This window comes from Zoogloea sp., assembly GCF_041904905.1.
GTDB lineage: Bacteria > Pseudomonadota > Gammaproteobacteria > Burkholderiales > Rhodocyclaceae > Zoogloea.
In genome coordinates, this window is the sequence record NZ_JAYRMI010000012.1 from 17,428 (window position 1) to 37,372 (window position 19,945).

Consider the following 19,945-nt stretch of genomic DNA (forward strand, 5'->3'; position numbering starts at 1 on the left):
GTTGGGGCTTACTTCTTCGCCGGGGCTGCATTGGCCACGACGTGGAACTTGATGTCGATCTCGTTGGCGACGGCGGACACATCGGCCCACGGGCCTTCGCCGATGCCGAAATCCATGCGCTTGAGCACGAAGCCGCCGTCGAACACGCCGCTGGCGCCTTCCTGCCTGAAGGTGAAGGGGGCGACCACGTCGCGGGTCTGGCCCTTGATGGTCATCTTGCCCAGGGCTTCGTACTTGTTGCCGCCCAGGGCTCGCACGCCGGTGGACACGAACTTGGCGGTGGGGAAGGCCTTCACGTTGAACCACTGCTTGCCGACCACCTCGTCGTTGGCGTCCTTGGAGCCGGCGTCGATGCTGGCGAGGTCGATCTCGAGGGTGGTGTGGGCGGCGGTTGGCTTGGCGGGGTCGAAGCCGATCTGGCTGGTGAAGCGCTTGAAGCTGCCGGGCACCGGCACGCCCATCTGCTTGGAGCTGAAGGCGAGGGTGCTCCGGGCGGCGTCCACCTGGTTGAACTCGACGGCCTGGGCGGCGCCGGCGGCGAGCAGCAGCGCGACGGGCAGGGCGATGGCGCGGATGGTCATGGGTTTCTCCTGGGGGGGATGTTCGTCATTTGCCGAAGGGCAGCATGCGGCGCAGGGTGGCGTCGCGGTCGATGAGGTGGTGCTTGAGGGCGCCGGCCACGTGCAGGCCGACGAGCAGCAGCAGACCGAAGTTGAGGGCTTCGTGGACTTCCTTCAGCAGGTGGCCGAGATCGTCGTTCTTGGCCACCAGATCGGGCAGCGGCAGCACGCCGAAATACACCGTCTGGAAGCCCTTGGCCGAACTCATCAGCCAGCCCGACAGGGGCACCAGCACCATCAGCAGGTAGAGCAGGTGATGGGTGGCTTCGGCGATCCTGTGCTGCCAGGCGGGCATGGGCAGCGCGGCCGGCGGTCGGTGGGTGACGCGCCACAGAAGGCGCGGCACGAAGAGCAGCAGCACGGTGATGCCGATCCACTTGTGGTAGGAGTAGAGCTTGAGCTTGGTGGGCGACAGGGGCAGTTCGTGCATGTACACGCCCAGGGGCCAGGCGGCGAGGATCAGCAGGGCGACGATCCAGTGGGCGGCGATGGCGGGGCCGGTGTAGCGTTGGGTTGCGGTGTTCATGGGGCTGAGGGGTCCGGAGTGAAAGGGGCGGGGCTGGCGTCCTGCCAGAGGTAGGCGTCCATGGCCAGACCGCCGTAGGTGTGCTCGGGTTCCAGGCGCAGGGGCTTTTCGCCGGGGTTGGCGGCGCCCAGGGCGACGAACAGGGGCAGCAGGTGCTCCTCGCTGGGGTGGGCTTCGGCGCCGTAGGGGGCGAGGCGGCGGTAGTCGAGCAGGGCCGGGCGGTCGTCCCGGGCCAGGGCGTCGCCCACCCAGTCGGCGAAGGCCACCGACTTGGGCTGCGGGGCGCCGTTGGTGCCCCAGGTGAGCCAGCCGAAGTTGTGGGTGACCGCGCCGGAGGCGAGGATCAGCACGCCTTCGTCCCGCAGCGGGCGCAGGGCGGCGCCGATGCGGCGGTGCCAGTCGGGCCCGGCGAAGGGTTGCAGGGCCAGCTGCACCACCGGCACGTCGGCGGCCGGGTACATGGCCTTGAGGGGAATCCACGCGCCGTGGTCGAGGCCGCGGTCGGGCGTTTCGGCGTTGGGCAGGCCGGCGGCGGCAAGCAGATCGCGCACCCGGGCGGCCAGCTGCGGGGCGCCGGGGGCGGGGTAGTTCATGGCGTAGAGCGCCGGCGGAAAGCCGCCGAAATCATGGATGGTGTCCGGCGTGGCGGCGGTGCTGACGGTGGGCTCGCGGGTGGCCCAGTGGGCGGAGATCGCGAGGATTGCCTGCGGGCGGGGCAGCCCGGCGCCGAGCTGGGCCCAGGCGGCTACGGTGGGGCCGGGGTTGAGCAGCACGTCGGGCGCGCCGTGGGATACGAAGAGAACGGGCTGGCGGTTCATCTTTTTGGGCTCCTGGTAGGCAGTGTATCGACTGCCTGCTTCGATGCAGACGAACTTTAGGCTTTTGATTCGTTCAAAAACAGCCTTTAATAAGCATATCTTTGTTGCTGAAATTGAAACAATGGACCGACTGAACGCAATGGAGGTCTTCGTCCGGGTGGCCGAGACGGGCAGCTTCACCGCGGTGGCCGAGCATCTGGGGTTGGCCCGCTCGATGGTGACCCGTCAGGTGTCGGCGCTGGAGGCTCATCTGGGCGTCAAGCTGATCGCCCGCAGCACGCGCAGCCTGAAGCTGACCGCCGCGGGAGAGGTGTACCTGGAGCGCTGCCGGGCGATCCGGGGGCGGGTGGGGGCGGCGGCGGGCGACCTGTCGGGCGACGGGCGGGCGCCGCGGGGGCCGATCCGGATCAGCGTGCCGGTGAGCTTCGGGGTGCGGCATCTGGCGCCGCTGGTGGCGGAGTTCGTCAATCTCTACCCGGCGGTGAGCCTGGACGTGGATTACAACGACCGCCAGGTGAACCTCATCGAGAGCGGCATCGACATGGCGGTGCGCATCACCGGCCAGCTCGACCCGACCCAGGTGGCGCGGCGGCTGAGTTCGTCGCGGATGCTGACGCTGGCCTCGCCGGATTACCTGGCCGCCCATGGCCTGCCGGAGCGCCCCGAGGCGCTGGCGGCCCATCACTGCCTGGGCTACACCGGCACGCCCCGTTCGAGCTGGCCTTTCCGGGTGGGCGAGGAGACCGTGTGGGTGCCGGTGAAGAGCCGGCTCCAGGCCAACAACGGCGAGGCGCTGCTGGATGCCTGCGAGCGGGGGCTGGGCGTCTGCCGTCAGCCCAGCTTCATTGCGGCGCCGGCGGTGAAGGCGGGGCGGCTGGCGGTGATCCTGAACAACTACCCGGGCCCGGAGGTGGGCATCCACGCGGTGTTCCCGAGCAACCGCTACCTGCCCACGCGGGTGCGGGCGCTGGCGGATTTCCTGGCGGAACGCCTGGGGCCGGTGCCGGCCTGGGATCGGCTCTAGCGCAGCAGGTAGGCCACGCCGACGAGGATGGCCACGGCGGTGGCCACCAGCACCGCGCCGGCCGCCACATCCTTGGCCACGCCGATCTCGGGGTGGCGGCCGGGGTGGAGGAGGTCGGCGAGGGTTTCGATGGCGGTGTTGGCCATCTCGGCCACCAGCACCAGCCCGACGGCCAGCCCGACCAGTGCCCACCACAGGGCGGGGGCGCCGGTGAGGGCGAGGAAGATGGCGACCGCCACCGCGGCGGCGCCGTGGGTGCGCATGCTGCGTTCGCGCCGGAAGGCGGCGGCGATGCCGCTGCGGGCGTAGCCGAAGCGGCGCGAGAATCCTTGTCCTTTCATGCCGCCAACTTTACGCCAAGGCCCGCGCGGCCGCCAGCCTGGGGCGGGGTGTTGCGGTGCGGGCATTACGATACAAAAAACAGGCTGGACGGACGCTAAAGAAATCGTATCCGGCGGTCGTTAAGGGGATGACTCCTCCATACCCGTATCGGGTTTGCGCTGACCGCCGGGGGGCCTTGTCGTGCTGTGCCTTGCCCGGCGGTCGCATTTTTTGCGCGCTGCAGTCTTTCCCCACCCTTCCCCCGCCTACCAGCCGAAGCGTCGGCCGTACCAGCGCTTCATGGCCTGGATCAGGACCGCGTAGCCCAGCAGGATCGCCGCCAGCCAGCCGAAGTAGCCCACGGGCAGCGCCTGCAGTTTGAAGTAGGCGGCCAGCGGGCCCATCGCGATGGCGATGCCGGTGAGCACCGTGGCGGCGGTCATGGCGGCCAGGGGCAGGGCGGGCCGGCTCTCGACGAAGGGTAGCCGGCGGGTGCGGATCATGTGCACCGCCAGGGTCTGGGAGAGCAGCCCCTCGACGAACCAGCCGGACTGGAACAAGGTCTGGGCCGCCGGGGCGGTGGCGTGGAAGACGAACCACATCAGCCCGAAGGTGGCCAGATCGAAGATGGAGCTGATCGGCCCGAAGCACAGCATGAAGCGCCCAAGCCCATCGACGTTCCAGTGCTGGGGCGTGCGCAGGGCGTCTTCGTCCACGTTGTCGAAGGGGATGCCGGTCTGGGAGATGTCGTAGAGCAGGTTCTGCACCAGCAGGTGCATGGGCAGCATCGGCAGAAAGGGCAGGAAGACGCTCGCCACCAGCACAGACAGGACGTTGCCGAAGTTGGAGCTGGCGGTCATCCGGATGTACTTGAGCATGTTGGCGAAGGTCTTGCGGCCTTCGCGCACGCCGTCGGCCAGCACCATCAGGCTCTTTTCGAGCAGGATGATGTCGGCGGTTTCCTTGGCGATGTCGGCGGCGCTGTCGACCGAGATGCCGATGTCCGCCGCGTGGAGGGCCGGGGCGTCGTTGATGCCGTCGCCCAGAAAGCCCACCACGTGCCCGTTGGCCCGCAGCGCGCGCACCACCCGCTCCTTGTCGAGGGGTGACAGCTTGGCGAAGACGGTGGCGGTCTCCACCGCCTGCCGCAGGGCCGCGTCGTCCATCGCCGCCATCTGACTGCCCAGAATGGGCGTGGCGGCGTCCAGCCCCACCTCGCGGCACACCCGCGCGGCGACGAGCGCGTTGTCGCCGGTGAGCACCTTGGCGGCGATGCCGTGGGCGCGCAGGCTGGCAAGGGCGGGGGCGGCGCTGTCCTTGGGCGGGTCGAGGAAGGCGAGGTAGCCGGCGAGGGTGAGGCCGGCTTCGTCGGCCACGCTACAGGTGGCCTGGGCCGGCGCGAGGCTGCGGCTGGCCACGCCCACCACCCGCAGGCCGTCGGCGTTGAGGCGGTCGGTGAGGGCGCGGATGTGGGCCAGCACGTCCGGGGTGAGGGGCGCCACGGTGTCGCCCCGGCGCACCGTGCTGCAGGCGGCGAGGATCTCCTCGATGGCGCCCTTGCAGATGAGGCGCGGACGGTCGTCGGGGGCGCCCTGGCGGGCCACCGCCACCGACATGCGACGGCGCTGGAAGTCGAAGGGGATCTCGTCCACCTTGCGGAAGCGGTGGGCCGGGTCGCGGCCGGCGAGGGCGTCGCCCCGGGCCAGCACGGCGGCGTCGAGGGGGCTCTTCAGGCCGGTCTGGTAGTGGCTGTTGAGCCAGGCGTATTCGAGCACGTCGAGGGAGGGCTGGCCGTCGATGTCGGTGTGGCCGGCCAGGGCGATGCGGTCCTGGGTGAGAGTGCCGGTCTTGTCGGTGCACAGCACGTCCATCGCGCCGAAGTTCTGGATCGCGTCGAGCCGCTTGACGATCACCTTGCGCCGCGAAAGCAGCACCGCGCCCTTGGCGAGGGTGGAGGTGACCACCATCGGCAGCATCTCGGGGGTGAGGCCGATGGCCACCGACAGGGCGAACAGCAGCGCCTCGAGCCAGTCGCCCTTGGTGAGACCGTTGATGGCGAAGACCACCGGCGTCATTGCCGCCATGAAGCGGATCAGCAGCCAGCTGACCCGGTTCACCCCGGCCTGGAACGCGGTGGGGGCCTGCTCGACCGCCGCCACCCGGTCGGCCAGGGTGCCGAAGTAGGTGCGGGCGCCGGTGGCGAGCACCACCCCGGTGGCCGTGCCGCTGAGGACGGTGGTGCCCATGAAGGCGAGGTTGGGCAGGTCCAGCGGGCTGCCGGCGGCGGTGTCGGGCGGGGTGGCGGATTTTTCCACCGGCAGGGCCTCGCCGGTCATCGCGCCCTGACCGACGAACAGATCCCGCGCCGACAGCAGGCGCAGGTCGGCCGGCACCAGATCGCCCGCCGACAGCACCGCGATGTCGCCCGGCACCAGCTCGCGGGGGGCGATCTCGACGCAGCGCACCGGACGACCGCCCACCTCCACGTGGCGGGCGTCGGCCGTCGCGTCGGGGGCGGCGTCGGCGCTCTCCCGGCGCAGCACGGTGGCGGTGCTGCTTACCATGGCCTTGAGGGCATCCGCCGCCTGACCGGAGCGCCGCTCCTGGGCGAAGCGGATCAGGGTGGAGAGCACCACCATGCAGCCGATCACCGCGGTGGCCTTGAGGTCGCCCGAATACCACGAGACGGCGGCGAGCACCGACAGCAGCAGGTTGAACGGGTCGATGTAGCAGTGCCACAGGTGCACCAGCCCGGGCAGGGGCCGCTCGTGGCTGACGATGTTCTCGCCGGCGTGGCGGCGGATGCGGGCGGCCTGACGCGGGTCCAGGCCGTCGGGGTGGCTGTGGAGGCGGGCGAGCAGGCGTTCGGGCGCCTCGGTGGCGGCCGCCTGCAGCGCGCGGGCCAGATCGGGCGGCAGCGTCTTGCTGACCGGCGCGTGGCGCAGGCCCTCGAAACCCAGATGGCGCAGGAAGTGCCGGGTGGCACGGCGCCGCTTCAGGTGGGAGGCGAAATGGGCGCGGAGGTAAGACGGCTTCATCGGGTGGCCCCTGGTCTGGGGCCGAGTCTACGCCCTTCCGGGCCGGCCTACTCGCCCTTGAACACCGGCGCGCGTTTCTCGCGGAAGGCCCGCACGCCTTCGGCGTAGTCGTGGCTGTTGTACACCACCCGGCGCAGGCCCTGGATGCGCTCGAAGTCCTCCGGCGACATGGTGTGGGCGCCGGCCAGGATGCGCAGCTGCTCCTTCATCACCGAGATGGAAAGGGGCGCGTTGGCGGCGATGCGGCGGGCCATGGCGTAGGTGATCGCCTCCAGCTCGCCCTTGTCGGCCACCTTGTTGATGACGCCCAGGCTGCACAGGCGCCCGGCGGGAATCGGGTCGGCGGTGAACAGCATCTCCTTGGCGATGTTGAGCGGCGCGGCGTTGAGGAAGGTGAGCAGGCCGCCCACGTTGTAGGGCACGTTGAGGCGGGCGGGCGTGGCGGCAAAGGTGGCGTCGCTGGCGGCCAGGATCGCGTCGCAGGCGAACACCGTCTCGCAGGCGCCGCCCCACACGCTGCCTTCGATCATCGCGATCACCGGGGCCGGAAACAGCTCGATCTCCCGGATCAGCTTGCGCATCGGATCGCGCCAGGCGAGCGGGTCGAGGCCCGCCGCCGGCAGCTCGTCGATGTCGTGACCCGCCGACCACACGCTGCTGCCCGGCTTGGCCCGCAGTACCACGCAGCGCACACCGGCCGCGCGGAAGGATTCCAGCGCCGCGCTAAAGCCGTGGACCATCTCCTCGCAGAAGGCATTGCGGCGCGAGTCCCGGTCGAGGGTGATGGTGCCGATGTTGTCGGAGATGGCGAGCAGCAGCATGGCGAGACCTCGGGAGGAAAACTCCGATGATACCCAGCCCGGCTGACGCGCGCGCCGCCGGCCCCAAAAGCAAAAGGCCAGCCCTCGTGAGGCTGGCCTAAGTGCTTGATGCGTATGGTGGGCCCAACAGGACTTGAACCTGTGACCAAGCGATTATGAGTCGCCTGCTCTAACCAACTGAGCTATGGGCCCGTCGAAACGGGGGCCGGGCTGCCGGGGCAGCCTGGCGGGTCAGGCTTCGTTGTCGAGGAAGCTGCGCAGGCGCTCCGAGCGGCTCGGGTGGCGCAGCTTGCGCAGGGCCTTGGCTTCGATCTGGCGGATGCGCTCGCGGGTCACGTCGAACTGCTTGCCGACTTCTTCCAGGGTGTGGTCGGTGTTCATCTCGATGCCGAAGCGCATGCGCAGCACCTTGGCTTCGCGCGGGGTGAGGGAATCCAGCACCTCCTTGGTGGCGTCGCGCAGGCTGGAGTACAGCGCCGCTTCGGCCGGGGCCAGGGTGGCGTTGTCTTCGATGAAGTCGCCCAGGTGGGAGTCGTCGTCGTCGCCGATGGGGGTTTCCATCGAGATGGGCTCCTTGGAGATCTTGAGGATCTTGCGGATCTTCTCCTCGGGCATTTCCATCTTCTCGGCCAGGGTGGCGGGATCGGGCTCGTTGCCGGTTTCCTGCAGGATCTGGCGGGAGATCCGGTTCATCTTGTTGATCGTCTCGATCATGTGCACCGGGATACGGATGGTGCGCGCCTGGTCGGCGATCGAGCGGGTGATGGCCTGACGGATCCACCACGTGGCGTAGGTGGAGAACTTGTAGCCGCGACGGTATTCGAACTTGTCCACGGCCTTCATCAGGCCGATGTTGCCTTCCTGGATCAGGTCGAGGAACTGCAGGCCGCGGTTGGTGTACTTCTTGGCGATGGAGATCACCAGACGCAGGTTGGCCTCGGTCATCTCGCGCTTGGCGCGGCGGGCCTTGGCTTCGCCGGTGGACATCTGCTTGTTGATGTCCTTGAGTTCTTTCAGCGGGATGCCGATGCGTTCCTGCAGGTCGATGAGCTTCTGCTGCTCTTCGAGCACGGCGGGCTGCATGCGCATCAGGACCGCCGCGTTGCTGGGGCCGGCGGCGATCTCGGTCTTCAGCCAGTCGAGGTTGGTCTCGTTGCCGGGGAAGCTTTTGATGAAGTGCTGACGCGGCATGTTGGCCTTGTCGACGCACAGGTGCAGGATCTTGCGCTCGTGGGCGCGGGCCTGATCGACCATGTGACGCACGGCGTCGCACAGGCGCTCGGTGGTGCGGGCGGTGAAGCGGATGTTCATCAGTTCGATGGACACCTGCTCCTGGAGCTTGAGGTAGTTCTTGTCCTGGTAGCCCTTCTTCTGGAGGGCGGCGGCCATCTTTTCGTAGTGGCTGCGCAGGTTGGCGAAGCGCTCGAGGGCTTCGGCCTTCATCTTGATGAGGGACGCCGACTGGGCGCCACCGCCGCCGTCGCTGTCTTCCTCGTCTTCTTCCTCGGCGTCGTCCACGTCGAGATCCTCGCTCTCGGCGAGGGCTTCGATGTCTTCGACCGCGTTGGGGTCGATCAGGCCGTCGATGAGCTCGTCGATGCGCATCTCGTCGCGGGAGATCTTGTCGGCGGACTCGAGGATGTCGGCGATGGTGGTCGGGCAGGCGGAGATCGCCTGGATCATGTGCTTGAGGCCTTCCTCGATGCGCTTGGCGATCTCGATCTCGCCTTCGCGGGTGAGGAGTTCCACGGTGCCCATCTCGCGCATGTACATGCGGACGGGGTCGGTGGTGCGGCCGAACTCGGAATCCACCGCGGACAGGGTCTGCTCGGCTTCGGCTTCGGCCTGCTCGTCGTCGACGACGGTGGGGGCGACCTCGGACATCAGCAGGTCTTCGGCGGCCGGGGCCACGTCGAACACCTGGATGCCCATGTCGTTGAAGGTGCTGATGATCGACTCGATCTGCTCGGCGTCGACGAGGTCGTCCGGCAGGTGGTCGTTGATCTCGGCGTAGGTCAGGTAGCCCCGCTCCTTGCCGAGGGCGATCAGGGTCTTGAGCCGCGTGCGGCGGACTTCGGCCTCTTCCGCCGAGGGGGCCTCGGCGATCATCGGGGCGAGTTTGTCCTTGACCTTCGCGGCGCGCGGCTTGGCCGGGGCCTTGCGAGGTTGTTTGGGCTTGTCCGTGGTCATGGCGGTCCTCGATTGGTCGTCCGGTGATGGACGGTTGTCTCGGCGTGCGTTTTGCGCGAAACCGAAAATTATATTACGAATCCGATGCTTTTGGGCGAGGCTTAAGTCTCTGTTTGGCGGAAATCAGCTCCTTGAGGCGCTGCTTTTCGGCGGCGCTCAGGGTCGTCTCGCGGGCCCGGGCGTTGAGGCCGACGATCTCCTTTTCGATCAGATCCGCTTCAAGCTTGTAGAGCGTGTCGTTGAAGAGGCGTTCAATCGTCGTGTCGTCGATGGTCTCGTCGGCCAGCTGGGCGGCCGCGCGGGACACCGCGGCGGCGTGGGGGGTGTCGCGGTAGTGCTCGGTGAGCGCAGCAAGCCCGTGGGTGGGCAGGTCGCCCACGCTCATGGCGTCGACCAGGGCGATCAGGGCGAGGCCCTCGGGGGTGTCGTTGGGCAGCAGATCCACGGGCAGCCGGGCAGCCCACACCGGGTGCTGGACGACCAGCTTGAGGAGGGTCTCGATGGGTGACTGCGGCGCCTGGCGCGGCGGGAGGCGCGGCAGGCCCTGGCGACGCTTGTTGCGGAAACCGCCGAAGCCGCCATTGCCGCCGAAGCCGTTGTTGCCGCCGAAATCGCTCCGGCCGCCGAAGCTGCCGCGGTCGAAGTCGTCGAAGGGGGGCGGCTCGTCGTTCCGGCGGGGCATTGCGGCGTTCTTGAGGCCGAAGGACTGCTCGATCTCGGCCTGGGTGAAGCCGGCGGCGTCGGCCAGCATCTTGATGACCTGCAGGCGCAGCAGCGGGGCGCCGATCCGGGTGACCAGCGGCTTGGCCTCGTGGACGAGCCTCGCGCAGCCTTCGGCGGTGGCGAGGTCCACGTCCTTCTTTAGCTCGGCGAGGAGGAATTCGGCCAGCGGAAGGGCGCGGTTCATGGCGGCGCGGAAGGCGTCCGGGCCTTCGGCGCGGACGAAGCTGTCCGGGTCGTGCTCTTCGGGCAGGAACAGGAAGCTGAGGGTCTTGTTGTCGGCCAGGTGTTCGAGGCTGACCTCCAGCGCCCGGCCCGCGGCGCGGCGGCCGGCGGCGTCGCCGTCGAAGCAGAATACGACGCGGTCGGTGAGGCGCAGGAGCTTCTGGATGTGGTGCGGCGTGGCGGCGGTGCCGAGGGTGGCCACGGCGTTGGCGACGCCGAACTGGGCGAGGCCGACCACGTCCATGTAGCCCTCGACCACCAGCACGCATTCCTGGTCGCGCACCGCCTGGCGGGCCTGGACGAGGCCGTAGAGTTCGCGGCCCTTTTCGAAGATCGGGGTCTCGGGCGAGTTGAGGTACTTGGGCTCGCCCTTGCCCAGGACGCGACCGCCGAAGCCGATCACGTTGCCGCGCTGGTCCTGGATCGGGAACATGATGCGGTCGCGGAAGCGGTCGTAGCGGCGACCCTGCTCGTTCTCGAGCACCAGCCCGCATTCGAGCAGACTGGCGGCGGCGTAGTCGGCGAAGGCGGCCTGCAGGGCCTGCCAGCCTTCGGGCGCGTAGCCGAGGCCGTAGCGGGCGGCGATCTCGCCGGTCAGGCCGCGGCCCTTGAGGTAATCGATGGCCACCGGGCTGCGCTTGAGCTGCTCTTTATAGAAGCGCGCAGCCTGGGCCATGAGTTCGGTGAGGGAGTGCTCGCGGACGCGGTCGCGATTGGGGGTGAAGTCGTCCTGGGGGACTTCCATCCCCACGTTGCTGGCCAGCTCCTTGACCGCATCGACGAAGCCGAGGCCGCTGTACTCCATCAGGAAGCTGATGGCGCTGCCGTGGGCGCCGCAGCCGAAGCAGTGATAGAACTGCTTGGTGGGGCTTACCGAGAAGGAGGCGGACTTCTCGCCGTGGAACGGGCAGCAGGCGAAATAGTTCGCGCCGCCCTTCTTGAGCGGCAGATAGCGTTCGATCACCTCGACGATGTCGACGCGGGCGAGCAGATCCTGAATGAAGGATTGCGGAATCATGATGACCAAGCCGGCGCCGGCGGACTTGCCGCCACGGCGCCATCTTCATGAATCCTAGTTGCTGAGGCGGGATTTCACCAGTTTGGAAACTTCGGCCATGTCGGCCTTGCCGGCGAGCTTCGGCTTGAGGACGGCCATCAGCTTGCCCATGTCGGCGGCGCTGGCGGCGGCGGTGGCGGCGATGGCGGCATCCACCTCTGCGGCGATCTGCTCAACGCTGAGGCCGGCGGGCTTGTAGGCGGTGAGCACGTCGATCTCGAAGCGCTCGGCGCTGGCCAGATCGAAGCGTTGGGCGGCTTCGTACTGGGCGACGGAGTCGCGCCGCTGCTTGAGCATCTTGTCCACCACCGTGATGACCGCGGCGTCGTCCAGCTCGATGCGTTCGTCCACTTCCTTCTGCTTGATGGCTGCCAGCAGCAGGCGCAGCGCCGACAGGCGGGCGGTTTCCTTGGCACGCATGGCGGCCTTCATGTCTTCGTTGATCTGGGCTTTGAGGGACACGAAAGAGATTCCTGGCGAAAGGGTGGGCGACGCGACGCAGGCCCGACAAGGCAAGGCTGCGGGCTGGCGAACCAAAAGGCAAACGCCACGCGTTCGCGCAGGTGCGCGTATCGCGTGGCGAAGCGGGAAGCGTGTACTCGGGGTGTTGCTTAGTACATCTTCGGGGGCAGGGTCTGGCTGCGCAGGCGCTTGTGGTGGCGCTTGACGGCGGCGGCCAGCTTGCGCTTGCGTTCGGCGGTCGGCTTTTCGTAGAACTCGCGGGAGCGGAGTTCGGGCAGGAGGCCCACTTTTTCAATGGTGCGCTTGAAGCGACGGATGGCTACTTCGAACGGCTCGTTTTCTTTGACGCGAATACCCGGCATTGCGTGCTTCCTCGAAAATTCTTTGGACGGAAAAACGAAGAGTATAACCAAGTCGCTGCGGTCCACCAAGCCCATTTTTCGTTTCCTCGGTGGTGGGGCGTCCGGAAGGGTAAAATCGCGTTTTTTCTTCGGGCTGACCCATGCGTGTTCTGGGCATCGAAACCTCCTGCGACGAGACTGGCGTGGCCATCTACGACACCGCTCGCGGCCTGCTGGGCCATCGTCTCCACTCCCAGATCGATCTCCACGCCGCTTACGGCGGGGTGGTGCCGGAGCTGGCGTCCCGCGATCACATCCGCCGCCTGCCGCTGCTGCTGCGGGAGACCCTCGAACTGACCGGTTTCGCGATGGCCGACATCGACGCGGTGGCCTACACCGCCGGCCCGGGGCTGGCGGGCGCGCTGCTGGTGGGCGCCAGTGTGGCCGAATCCCTGGGGGTGGCGCTGGATGTGCCGGTGCTGCCGGTGCATCACCTGGAGGGGCATCTGCTGTCGCCGCTGCTGTCGGCCACGCCGCCGAGCTTTCCGTTTGTGGCGTTGCTGGTGTCGGGTGGTCACACCCAGCTGATGCGGGTGGCTGGCGTTGGCGATTACACGCTGCTGGGCGAGACGGTGGATGATGCCGCGGGTGAGGCCTTCGACAAGACCGCCAAGCTGATTGGCCTGGGCTACCCGGGTGGCCCGGCGCTGGCGAAGCTGGCCCAGCAGGGTGCGCCCGGGCGCTTCAAGCTGCCGCGGCCGATGCTGCACAGCAAGGATTTCGATTTCAGCTTCAGCGGCCTGAAGACGGCGGTGCTCACCGCTGCGTCGGCGCCGGGCTTTGCCCCGGACGACCGGGCCGATCTGGCGGCGGAGTTTCAGGCGGCGGTGGTCGAGGTGCTGGTGGCCAAGTCGATGGCGGCGCTCAAGCACACCGGGCTCAGGCAGCTGGTGGTGGCGGGGGGGGTGGGTGCGAATCTCGCGCTACGGGCCCAGCTCGACGCCGCGGCGGCAAAGCGCAAGGCGCGGGTGTTTTATCCGGAGCTGGAGTTGTGCACCGACAACGGCGCGATGATCGCCTTTGCCGGGGCGCTGCGTTTTGCCGCCGGCGAGACGGTCGAGTCTGCCGCAGGGCGGTTTGCGGTGCGGCCGCGCTGGAGTCTGCAGGACATCCGGCCACCCCGGGTGGTCGGGCAGGCCGATTGAGTCGGGTTGCGGTAGGGCCGGCGTTTCAGCCGGCCTTTTTCTTGCTGCCAATGCGGCTCTCCTGACCCGAGAGCAGTCGCTTGATGTTGTCCTTGTGGCGCCATACCAGGAGGCCGGACATCAGGGCGATGGCGGTGATCCAGTTAGGGCCCAGGTCGAACAGGTAGGCGAGCGCCGGCGCGGCCAGGGCCGCGCACAGGGCGGCGAGGGACGAGTAGCGCAGGGTGAAGGCGACGCCGAGCCACACGCCCAGCACCGCCAGCCCGAGGAGACCCTTTGCGCCGATCAGCACCCCGGCGGCGGTAGCGACGCCTTTGCCGCCCTTGAAGCCGAGGAAGACCGGAAAGAGGTGGCCGAAGAAGGCCGCGAGACCGGCGGCCGGTGCGGCGATGGCGCCGATGCCGAAGCCCGGCGCGAAGCTGTCGGCAAGCCACACTGCGAGCCAACCCTTGAAGGCGTCGCCGATCAGCGTCAGCGCCGCGGCGAGCTTGTTGCCGCTGCGCAGCACGTTGGTAGCGCCAGGGTTGCCCGAACCGTACGAACGGGGGTCGGCCATGCCGAAGAGGCGGCTGACGACGACGGCGAAGGGGATGGAGCCGATCAGGTAGGCCGCGATGAGCAGAAGGACAAAATGCATTTTGGCGTGAGTGCTTTTGGAGGCGTACGGGCTAGAATGTGCGCGATTTTAGCTGGGACACACGATGGATTTCATTTTTATCGAAGCGCTGCGGGTCAAGTCGCGGGTGGGCATCTATCCGCGGGAGCGGGTGGCGGAGCAGCCGCTTGAACTGAACCTGACTTTCGGCGTGCCGGATGCGGCCGCCGAACATGACGACATTGCCGATACGATCGATTACGCCAAGGTGATCGAGCGGATTCGCGACGAGCTGGCAGTGCGTCAATTCAATCTGATCGAAACGCTGGGGGAATTCATCGTCAAATTGTTATTCGACGAATTCGGCGCCCCTTGGGTGAAGCTGGCGATTGCCAAGATTGGCGTGATGAAGGATGTGCGGCGGGTGGGCGTATTCATCGAGCGGGGACGTAACGGCGCGGAGCCACCTGCCCACGCGCCCTCTGCCGGCCTGCCGGGCTGAGCCCGGCGGCGATGGGCCGGATCAGGCCTCGGTGCTGGGCGCGCGCAACTCGTCGAGCGCCTTGCCCTGGGCCAGCCAGTCGATCACCCACTGGGGCTTGCGGCCGTGGCCAGTCCAGCCAATGGCGGCGTTCTCCGGGTGGCGGAACTTGATGACCGAAGCGGGCTTGGCGGCCTTCTTGGCGGCCGGCTTGGTTGCAGCCTTCTTGGGCGCAGCGGCCGGTTTTTCGGTGCCTTCCGGGTTGCCGATGACATCGGTCAGGCTCATGCCGTGTTCGGCGGCGAGCTTCTGCATGCGCTTGAGCAGATCCTTCTTGGCCGTGTCGGAACGACGCCGGATTTCGGTCTCGACCTTGGTCTGGAGACGGCGCAATTCAGCAAGGGAAAGGGAGGAGATATCCATGGCAGTGCATTCCTTCGGCGTGGCGTTTTGAGTGCGATCAGCGATTGAGTGGCTGTGGCGACCTGATCTGCAATCGCCACAGCGGGGCTTTTATCGAGCCCTTATTCAAGCCTTTATTCTGCCACTTTTGTGCACCGATTGGGCAAGTGTTTTGTTATTCATTCTATCGCGACATTGACCACCTGCGGTTTGAGCGTCTGGACAATGTCGTGAGGATGGACGCCGACAAGGAATCCTCTCTTGCCGCCGTTGATATAAATCAGTGGCAGTTCCAGGATGCTGCGTTCCATGAATAAGGGCATGGACTTGCGGGTGCCGAAGGGCGAGGTGCCGCCTACCATGTAGCCGGTGTGGCGCTGGGCGACGGCCGGGTCGCAGGGGCTGATCTGCTTGTGGCCGGTCTGGCGGGCCAGTTCTTTGGTGGAAACCTTGCGGTCCCCATGCATCAGGATGACGAGGGGCTGCCGGCTTTCGTCTTCCATCACCAGGGTTTTGACGACGCTGTGTTCGGCGACATTCAGTTCTCGCGCCGAAACCTTTGTGCCGCCGTGTTCTTCGTAGGCGTAAAGGTGGGTGGAAAAGGGAATCCGGTGCTGGCGGAGGAAGCGGGTCGCCGGCGTTTCCGGCGCGTGCTGATCGCGGGTCATGGTGGGTATTCGGAAAGGTGAAAAGCTGTGGAATCGCGGCAATGGCCGGCGAGGGGGGCTGGAATGTCAGATTGCCCCTTCGTGGCGCAATAGCCAGTATTTTGTGTCAATTAGGTGGCCCTTATTCTCATGGGCGAATCCGCCCAGGCCGGCTGCCGCGACTACCCGGTGGCAGGGGATGACGACCGGGAACGGGTTGTCGCCGCAGGCTTGCCCGACGGCGCGGGCGGCGCTTTGGGCGTCGCGGGCAAGCTCGCCGTAGCTGCGGGTGCTGCCGCGGGGAATCGCGGCGATGGCGGCCCAGATCCGACGGCGGAACGGGGTGCCGTGGCTGGCCAGGGGGAGGATGAACGGAAAGTCGGGGTCGCTCAGATAGGCGCTCAACTGGTCGATGGCCATTTCGGCCAGCCGATTGGTGGGCGATATCGCAGCGCTGCCTGCGGGCAGGAAGTCGATGCGCTGGATCAATTCCGCGTCGATGGCGACGCCAATAGCGCCGAATGGCGTCGGCATCACCGCGGAAAAGTCGGGAATGGTGGGCTGCCGGCCGAAGGCCAGCGGACGATTCGAGGAGAGGGCCATGGCGGAATTCTGCGCTTGCGGCCCGGCCCGGGCAAGGTGCTCAGGTTTTGCCGAGCAGGGCGTTCTTCAGATCGGCATCGACCGGCTTGTCGCCCAGCCAGATGCGCAGCAGGCCGCGATAGAAGTCTTCGCCCGGGAGGTCCTTGCCGCGGGTTTCATTGCCGACGGATAGCCGGGTGCCGCTGGCTGGCAGCCATTCGAGGCGGATCTGGGTGCCTGCTGGGGCGGATTTGAGCCCCAGCAGGGCGCTGCGGAGTTCGTCGCTGCGGGCCTGGAGCCGGGCGAATTCGGCCTCGCTGTGATTCTTCCTGAGCCCGTCGACGAGAGCGTCGGCGAATTGTTCGGCGGTGAGTTCGCGCAGGGTGACGATCTGGATGCGTTTGGGGCCGGTGAGGGCGGCGACGGCGTCGGGGGTGTCGGCGCGCCGCGGCAGGTAGAGGCCCATGGCGTAGACCTTGAGCATCAGGCGGGTGCGCAGACCGGCGCCGTTGAGGGCGAGGTCGCTGCCGCCGACGGTGGTCCGGTCGTCGAAGCGGACGCCGGCGATATCCGCGGCCTGGGCGGGCAGGGCGGCGATCAGGGTGGTGGCAAGACTGGCGGCGGCGAACGCGTGGCGCAGGGTGGGTTGCATGGCTGTCTCCTCGGTGTGGGTGGGCAAACGCCCGTTCATCGAGTTTTTACTCGATTTCGAACGGGCGTTTGAATCTTAACCGGAAGACTTCCGGCAGGGAAAGCGCGATGTGCGTCGGGCGGTTGTCAGGCGCGGACTTCGCCGTTGCCGAAGACGATCCACTTCTGGCTGGTGAGGCCTTCGAGGCCGACCGGGCCGCGGGCGTGGATCTTGTCGGTGGAGATGCCGATCTCGGCGCCGAGGCCGTATTCGAAGCCGTCGGCGAAGCGGGTGGAGGCGTTGATCATCACCGACGCGGAGTCGACCTCGCGCAGGAAGCGCATCGCCCGGGTGTAGTCCTCGGTGACGATGGATTCGGTGTGCTGGGACGAGCAGGTGTTGATGTGATCGATGGCTTCGTCGAGGCCGGCGACGACCTTGACGGCGATGATCGGGGCGAGGAATTCCTCGGTCCAGTCGGATTCGACCGCCGCCTTGAGCTGGGCTTCGGGCACGCCGGCTTCGCGCAGGATCGCCATCGACGCCGGGCAGGCGCGCAGCTCGACGCCCTTGCCGGCGAGCATGGCGCCGATGGCGGGCAGCTGGGACTTGGCGATGGCGACATCGACCAGCAGCGATTCGGTGGTGTTGCAGGTGCCGTAGCGCTGGGTCTTGGCGTTCTCGACGATGGCGAGGGCCTTGGTCGGGTCGGCGCGCTCGTCCACGTAGACGTGGCAGTTGCCGTCCAGGTGCTTGATGACGGGGACGCGGGCGTCGCTTGAGATGCGCTCGATGAGGCCCTTGCCGCCGCGGGGGACGATCACGTCCACGAACTGGGGCATGGCGATGAGTTCGCCGACGGCGGCGCGGTCGGTGGTCTCGACGACCTGGATGGACAGCTCCGGCAGGCCGGCGGCAGCCAGGCCGGCACGCACGCAGGCGGCGATGGCCTGGTTGGAGTGCAGGGCTTCCTTGCCGCCGCGCAGGATGGCGGCGTTGCCGGACTTGAGGCACAGGGCGGCAGCGTCGGCGGTGACGTTGGGGCGGGCTTCGTAGATGATGCCGATGACGCCCAGGGGCACACGCATCTTGCCGACGGTGATGCCGGACGGGCGGCGCTTGAGGTCGGTCATCTCGCCCACCGGGTCGGGCAGGGCGGCGATCTGTTCGAGGCCCTGGGCCATCGCCTCGATGCCTTTTTCGGACAGGGTGAGGCGGTCGATCATCGCCGGCTCGAGGCCATTGGCGCGGGCTTCGGCGAGATCCTGCGCGTTGGCGTCGAGGAGTTGCGTCTTGCGGACGCGGATCTCGGCGGCCATGGCCAGCAGGGCGGCGTTCTTGGCGTCGGTGGAGGCGGCGGCCACGGCGCGGCTGGCGGCGCGGGCCTGGCGGCCGACGGTGTGCATGTAGGTCTTGATGTCCATCTTTTCTCGCTTTGAGTCGATTGCCGGCGGGTCAGCGCCGGGCCGGCGTGGCGCCCCGGGTGAGGCGCAGGCAGAGCTGGAGGAATTCGTCCCACACGTCGCCACCGGCCAAGCCTTTTATCATCCGGTCAATCTTTGCGGCGTGCAAGATGGCGGTGCGCAGGGGGGCGCCGTCGAGGCGGGGCAGGGCGCGCTGGATGGCCTGGCGGCGGCGGTCGTCGAAGATCCGCTCGGCTTTCATCAGGCCCTGCAGGGGCTGGCCGTCGTCCAGGCCCTGGCGCAGGTTGGCGAGGGTGCGGATCTCGTTGGCGAGGGCCCACAGGATGAGCGGCGGGGCCTCGCCTTCGCCCTTGAGGCCTTCGAGGAGGCGCGCGCAGCGGGTGGCGTCGCCTTCGAGCATGGCCTGGCGCAGGGCATCGACGTTGTAGCGGGCGACGTTGAGGATGGCCTCGCGCACCGCGTCGAACGAGAGTTCGCCCGGCGGGTGGAGCAGGCCGAGTTTGAGGATCTCCTGGTGGGCGGCGAGGAGGTTGCCCTCGACGTGGTCGGCGATGAAGGTGAGGGCTTCGGGGCCGGCCTTCTGCTGCTGGCGGGCGAGGCGCTGGGCGATCCAGTCGGGCAGGCGGTCGCGCTCGGGGGCGTTGGTCTCGACGGCCACGCCGGCTTCGGCGAGGGCGACGAACCACGCGGCCTTGCGGGTCGCCCAGTCGAGTTCGGGCAGGGTGACGAGGGTGACGACACCGTCGTCGAGGGTCTTGGCGTAGCGCTGCAGGGCCTCGCCGCCATCCCGGCCGGGCTTGCCGTTGGGGATGCGCAGGTCGACGAGCTTGCTGGCACCGAACAGCGACAGGTTGCCGGCGGCGGACTGGAGTTCCGTCCATTTGAAGCCCTGGCCGGCCACCAGCACCTCGCGCTCGGCGTAGCCCTGCTTGCGGGCGGCGGCGCGGATGGCGTCGCCGGCCTCGAGGACCAGCAGGGGCTCGTTGCCGTGCAGGACGTAGAGCGGGGCGAGGGGCTTGTCGAGGTGCGCGGCGAGCTGTTCGGGGCGCAGGTTCACGGCTTGGCGGCAGGTGATGCGGCGGGCGGCGCCTCTGGCATCCTGGCGGCAGAGAGGCGGCGCATCAGCTGCTGGACGAGGTCGTTCTGCATGTCCCGGTAGAGCAGGGCTTCTTCCTGCTGCTTGGCGAGGAGCTGGGTGTCGTCGAAGGCCAGATCGCGGCGCAGGAGAATCTCGTTGGAGGGCATGATCTCCTGGCCGGTCTTGTCGACCAGCCGGAAGATGAAGCGCTGGCGCAGCTGGTACTCGCGCACCCGGCCCTGGGTGTTGAGGGCGAGGATCAGCTTGTCCTTCACGTCGGCCTGTACCTCCAGGCGGACCTGGGCGTCCTCGGGTTTGTCGGTGACGATGGTGTTGCCGTTGGCCCGGATCTGGCGCCGGATGGCGGCGGCCAGTTCGGAGTACGGGTACATGCTCAGGTAGATCGAGTCGAAGGGCAGCGGGCGGGCGCCGCGCAGCTGGAAGCCGCAGCCGGCCAGGAGCAGCGAGGCGCCGCCGAGGGCGAGCAGGGCCCGACGGCGGGCGGAGTGGAGGGCGCTCATCTGACCTTGTCCTCCCGCAGGCGCTGGCGTTCCTTCTCGTAGGCGTCGAAGCTGGGCGGCGGAGGTTCGCGGCTGATGTCGCGGCCGGGTTCGTACTGGCGCCGGGCGTTGTCCTGGCGCAGGCCTTCGTAGAAGGCCCGGTCGCCCGGGGTGCTGGAACAGCCTGCGGCGAGCAGGACGAGCAGCAGACTGGCTGGGATGCGCATCACGCGGAAC

General features: G+C 67.9%; 22 protein-coding genes and 1 tRNA gene. 3 read left to right on the plus strand and 20 right to left on the minus strand.

Annotated features, from left to right (window positions below):
* Positions 1–8: 8 nt before the first annotated feature.
* Genes ACE3N6_RS05485 through ACE3N6_RS05495 form a run of 3 tightly spaced genes read right to left on the minus strand, consistent with a single transcriptional unit; the run spans position 9 to position 1,964 of the window.
* Positions 9–581 (minus strand): YceI family protein, encoded by a 573-nt coding sequence (locus ACE3N6_RS05485; RefSeq protein WP_374244178.1) that lies wholly within the window; start codon positions 579–581, stop codon positions 9–11.
* Positions 582–606: 25 nt separating this feature from the next.
* Complete coding sequence (locus ACE3N6_RS05490; protein ID WP_374244179.1) at positions 607–1,146, minus strand: cytochrome b; 540 nt, start codon at positions 1,144–1,146, stop codon at positions 607–609.
* Entirely contained in the window at positions 1,143–1,964 is an 822-nt protein-coding gene (locus ACE3N6_RS05495) for a dioxygenase (RefSeq protein WP_374244180.1), read from the minus strand. The genes ACE3N6_RS05490 and ACE3N6_RS05495 overlap by 4 nt, the downstream gene beginning before the upstream one ends.
* Positions 1,965–2,085: 121 nt before the next feature.
* Between ACE3N6_RS05495 and ACE3N6_RS05500 the strand changes: the two genes are divergently transcribed.
* Positions 2,086–2,988 (plus strand): LysR family transcriptional regulator, encoded by a 903-nt coding sequence (locus ACE3N6_RS05500; RefSeq protein ID WP_374244181.1) that lies wholly within the window; start codon positions 2,086–2,088, stop codon positions 2,986–2,988.
* Here ACE3N6_RS05500 and ACE3N6_RS05505 read toward each other — a convergent pair.
* From ACE3N6_RS05505 to rpsU, 8 genes are all read right to left on the minus strand, one after another.
* Entirely contained in the window at positions 2,985–3,329 is a 345-nt protein-coding gene (locus ACE3N6_RS05505) for a diacylglycerol kinase (protein WP_374244182.1), read from the minus strand. The two genes, ACE3N6_RS05500 and ACE3N6_RS05505, sit on opposite strands and share 4 nt — an antisense overlap.
* A 246-nt stretch (positions 3,330–3,575) precedes the next feature.
* Positions 3,576–6,347, minus strand: coding sequence for a magnesium-translocating P-type ATPase (gene mgtA, locus ACE3N6_RS05510; RefSeq protein ID WP_374244183.1), 2,772 nt, complete (start codon positions 6,345–6,347; stop codon positions 3,576–3,578).
* 47 nt (positions 6,348–6,394) lie between these two features.
* Positions 6,395–7,168 carry a methylmalonyl-CoA decarboxylase gene (gene scpB, locus ACE3N6_RS05515; protein ID WP_374244184.1) on the minus strand — a complete coding sequence of 258 codons (774 nt, stop codon included), beginning with the start codon at positions 7,166–7,168 and terminating at the stop codon, positions 6,395–6,397.
* Positions 7,169–7,283: 115 nt separating this feature from the next.
* Positions 7,284–7,360, minus strand: a tRNA-Ile gene (locus ACE3N6_RS05520).
* A gap of 39 nt (positions 7,361–7,399) precedes the next feature.
* Entirely contained in the window at positions 7,400–9,358 is a 1,959-nt protein-coding gene (gene rpoD / locus ACE3N6_RS05525) for an RNA polymerase sigma factor RpoD (protein WP_374244186.1), read from the minus strand.
* Positions 9,359–9,431: 73 nt separating this feature from the next.
* Positions 9,432–11,321 carry a DNA primase gene (gene dnaG / locus ACE3N6_RS05530; RefSeq protein ID WP_374244188.1) on the minus strand — a complete coding sequence of 630 codons (1,890 nt, stop codon included), beginning with the start codon at positions 11,319–11,321 and terminating at the stop codon, positions 9,432–9,434.
* Between the two features lie 54 nt (positions 11,322–11,375).
* Positions 11,376–11,822, minus strand: coding sequence for a GatB/YqeY domain-containing protein (locus ACE3N6_RS05535; protein ID WP_374244189.1), 447 nt, complete (start codon positions 11,820–11,822; stop codon positions 11,376–11,378).
* A gap of 149 nt (positions 11,823–11,971) precedes the next feature.
* Complete coding sequence (rpsU, locus tag ACE3N6_RS05540) at positions 11,972–12,184, minus strand: 30S ribosomal protein S21 (protein ID WP_079432811.1); 213 nt, start codon at positions 12,182–12,184, stop codon at positions 11,972–11,974.
* A 140-nt stretch (positions 12,185–12,324) separates the two neighbouring features.
* Between rpsU and tsaD the strand changes: the two genes are divergently transcribed.
* Positions 12,325–13,368 (plus strand): tRNA (adenosine(37)-N6)-threonylcarbamoyltransferase complex transferase subunit TsaD, encoded by a 1,044-nt coding sequence (tsaD, locus tag ACE3N6_RS05545; protein ID WP_374244190.1) that lies wholly within the window; start codon positions 12,325–12,327, stop codon positions 13,366–13,368.
* A 25-nt stretch (positions 13,369–13,393) separates the two neighbouring features.
* On the opposite strand, the gene plsY is transcribed toward tsaD, so the two are convergent.
* On the minus strand, positions 13,394–14,005 hold the full coding sequence (gene plsY, locus ACE3N6_RS05550) for a glycerol-3-phosphate 1-O-acyltransferase PlsY (RefSeq protein ID WP_374244191.1): 612 nt from the start codon (positions 14,003–14,005) through the stop codon (positions 13,394–13,396).
* A 64-nt stretch (positions 14,006–14,069) separates the two neighbouring features.
* On the opposite strand from plsY, the gene ACE3N6_RS05555 reads away from it, so the two are divergent.
* Positions 14,070–14,465, plus strand: a complete 396-nt coding sequence (locus ACE3N6_RS05555; RefSeq protein ID WP_374244192.1) for a dihydroneopterin aldolase — start codon at positions 14,070–14,072, stop codon at positions 14,463–14,465.
* A gap of 21 nt (positions 14,466–14,486) precedes the next feature.
* On the opposite strand, the gene ACE3N6_RS05560 is transcribed toward ACE3N6_RS05555, so the two are convergent.
* The 8 genes from ACE3N6_RS05560 to ACE3N6_RS05595 all read right to left on the minus strand — a co-directional run bounded on the left by ACE3N6_RS05560 (position 14,487) and on the right by ACE3N6_RS05595 (position 19,938).
* A complete protein-coding gene (locus ACE3N6_RS05560) occupies positions 14,487–14,867 on the minus strand; it encodes an H-NS family nucleoid-associated regulatory protein (protein WP_374244193.1) in 381 nt (126 codons plus the stop codon).
* A gap of 158 nt (positions 14,868–15,025) precedes the next feature.
* Positions 15,026–15,514 (minus strand): Cys-tRNA(Pro) deacylase, encoded by a 489-nt coding sequence (gene ybaK / locus ACE3N6_RS05565; protein WP_374244194.1) that lies wholly within the window; start codon positions 15,512–15,514, stop codon positions 15,026–15,028.
* A 66-nt stretch (positions 15,515–15,580) separates the two neighbouring features.
* Entirely contained in the window at positions 15,581–16,096 is a 516-nt protein-coding gene (locus ACE3N6_RS05570; protein WP_374244195.1) for a methylated-DNA--[protein]-cysteine S-methyltransferase, read from the minus strand.
* A gap of 40 nt (positions 16,097–16,136) precedes the next feature.
* Positions 16,137–16,727 (minus strand): chalcone isomerase family protein, encoded by a 591-nt coding sequence (locus ACE3N6_RS05575; protein ID WP_374244196.1) that lies wholly within the window; start codon positions 16,725–16,727, stop codon positions 16,137–16,139.
* A 125-nt stretch (positions 16,728–16,852) separates the two neighbouring features.
* Positions 16,853–18,130 (minus strand): glutamate-5-semialdehyde dehydrogenase, encoded by a 1,278-nt coding sequence (locus ACE3N6_RS05580; RefSeq protein WP_374244197.1) that lies wholly within the window; start codon positions 18,128–18,130, stop codon positions 16,853–16,855.
* A gap of 31 nt (positions 18,131–18,161) precedes the next feature.
* Positions 18,162–19,187, minus strand: a complete 1,026-nt coding sequence (holA, locus tag ACE3N6_RS05585; protein WP_374244198.1) for a DNA polymerase III subunit delta — start codon at positions 19,185–19,187, stop codon at positions 18,162–18,164.
* Positions 19,184–19,729 carry an LPS assembly lipoprotein LptE gene (lptE, locus tag ACE3N6_RS05590; protein ID WP_374244199.1) on the minus strand — a complete coding sequence of 182 codons (546 nt, stop codon included), beginning with the start codon at positions 19,727–19,729 and terminating at the stop codon, positions 19,184–19,186. Before lptE ends, holA begins: the two co-directional genes overlap by 4 nt.
* Positions 19,726–19,938, minus strand: a complete 213-nt coding sequence (locus ACE3N6_RS05595) for a hypothetical protein (protein ID WP_374244200.1) — start codon at positions 19,936–19,938, stop codon at positions 19,726–19,728. The genes lptE and ACE3N6_RS05595 overlap by 4 nt, the downstream gene beginning before the upstream one ends.
* Positions 19,939–19,945: the final 7 nt, after the last annotated feature.

What these genes read in the sequence shown, in the direction of transcription:
- dnaG (WP_374244188.1), bottom strand. Translation starts at nt 11,321, where the DNA reads ATGATTCCGCAATCCTTCATTCAGGATCTGCTCGCCCGCGTCGACATC.
- ACE3N6_RS05485 (WP_374244178.1), bottom strand. Translation starts at nt 581, where the DNA reads ATGACCATCCGCGCCATCGCCCTGCCCGTCGCGCTGCTGCTCGCCGCC.
- rpoD (WP_374244186.1), bottom strand. Translation starts at nt 9,358, where the DNA reads ATGACCACGGACAAGCCCAAACAACCTCGCAAGGCCCCGGCCAAGCCG.
- ACE3N6_RS05570 (WP_374244195.1), bottom strand. Translation starts at nt 16,096, where the DNA reads ATGGCCCTCTCCTCGAATCGTCCGCTGGCCTTCGGCCGGCAGCCCACC.
- ACE3N6_RS05490 (WP_374244179.1), bottom strand. Translation starts at nt 1,146, where the DNA reads ATGAACACCGCAACCCAACGCTACACCGGCCCCGCCATCGCCGCCCAC.
- rpsU (WP_079432811.1), bottom strand. Translation starts at nt 12,184, where the DNA reads ATGCCGGGTATTCGCGTCAAAGAAAACGAGCCGTTCGAAGTAGCCATC.
- ACE3N6_RS05500 (WP_374244181.1), top strand. Translation starts at nt 2,086, where the DNA reads ATGGACCGACTGAACGCAATGGAGGTCTTCGTCCGGGTGGCCGAGACG.
- ACE3N6_RS05505 (WP_374244182.1), bottom strand. Translation starts at nt 3,329, where the DNA reads ATGAAAGGACAAGGATTCTCGCGCCGCTTCGGCTACGCCCGCAGCGGC.
- plsY (WP_374244191.1), bottom strand. Translation starts at nt 14,005, where the DNA reads ATGCATTTTGTCCTTCTGCTCATCGCGGCCTACCTGATCGGCTCCATC.
- mgtA (WP_374244183.1), bottom strand. Translation starts at nt 6,347, where the DNA reads ATGAAGCCGTCTTACCTCCGCGCCCATTTCGCCTCCCACCTGAAGCGG.
- lptE (WP_374244199.1), bottom strand. Translation starts at nt 19,729, where the DNA reads ATGAGCGCCCTCCACTCCGCCCGCCGTCGGGCCCTGCTCGCCCTCGGC.
- tsaD (WP_374244190.1), top strand. Translation starts at nt 12,325, where the DNA reads ATGCGTGTTCTGGGCATCGAAACCTCCTGCGACGAGACTGGCGTGGCC.
- ACE3N6_RS05575 (WP_374244196.1), bottom strand. Translation starts at nt 16,727, where the DNA reads ATGCAACCCACCCTGCGCCACGCGTTCGCCGCCGCCAGTCTTGCCACC.
- ACE3N6_RS05495 (WP_374244180.1), bottom strand. Translation starts at nt 1,964, where the DNA reads ATGAACCGCCAGCCCGTTCTCTTCGTATCCCACGGCGCGCCCGACGTG.
- ybaK (WP_374244194.1), bottom strand. Translation starts at nt 15,514, where the DNA reads ATGACCCGCGATCAGCACGCGCCGGAAACGCCGGCGACCCGCTTCCTC.
- ACE3N6_RS05555 (WP_374244192.1), top strand. Translation starts at nt 14,070, where the DNA reads ATGGATTTCATTTTTATCGAAGCGCTGCGGGTCAAGTCGCGGGTGGGC.
- ACE3N6_RS05560 (WP_374244193.1), bottom strand. Translation starts at nt 14,867, where the DNA reads ATGGATATCTCCTCCCTTTCCCTTGCTGAATTGCGCCGTCTCCAGACC.
- ACE3N6_RS05580 (WP_374244197.1), bottom strand. Translation starts at nt 18,130, where the DNA reads ATGGACATCAAGACCTACATGCACACCGTCGGCCGCCAGGCCCGCGCC.
- scpB (WP_374244184.1), bottom strand. Translation starts at nt 7,168, where the DNA reads ATGCTGCTGCTCGCCATCTCCGACAACATCGGCACCATCACCCTCGAC.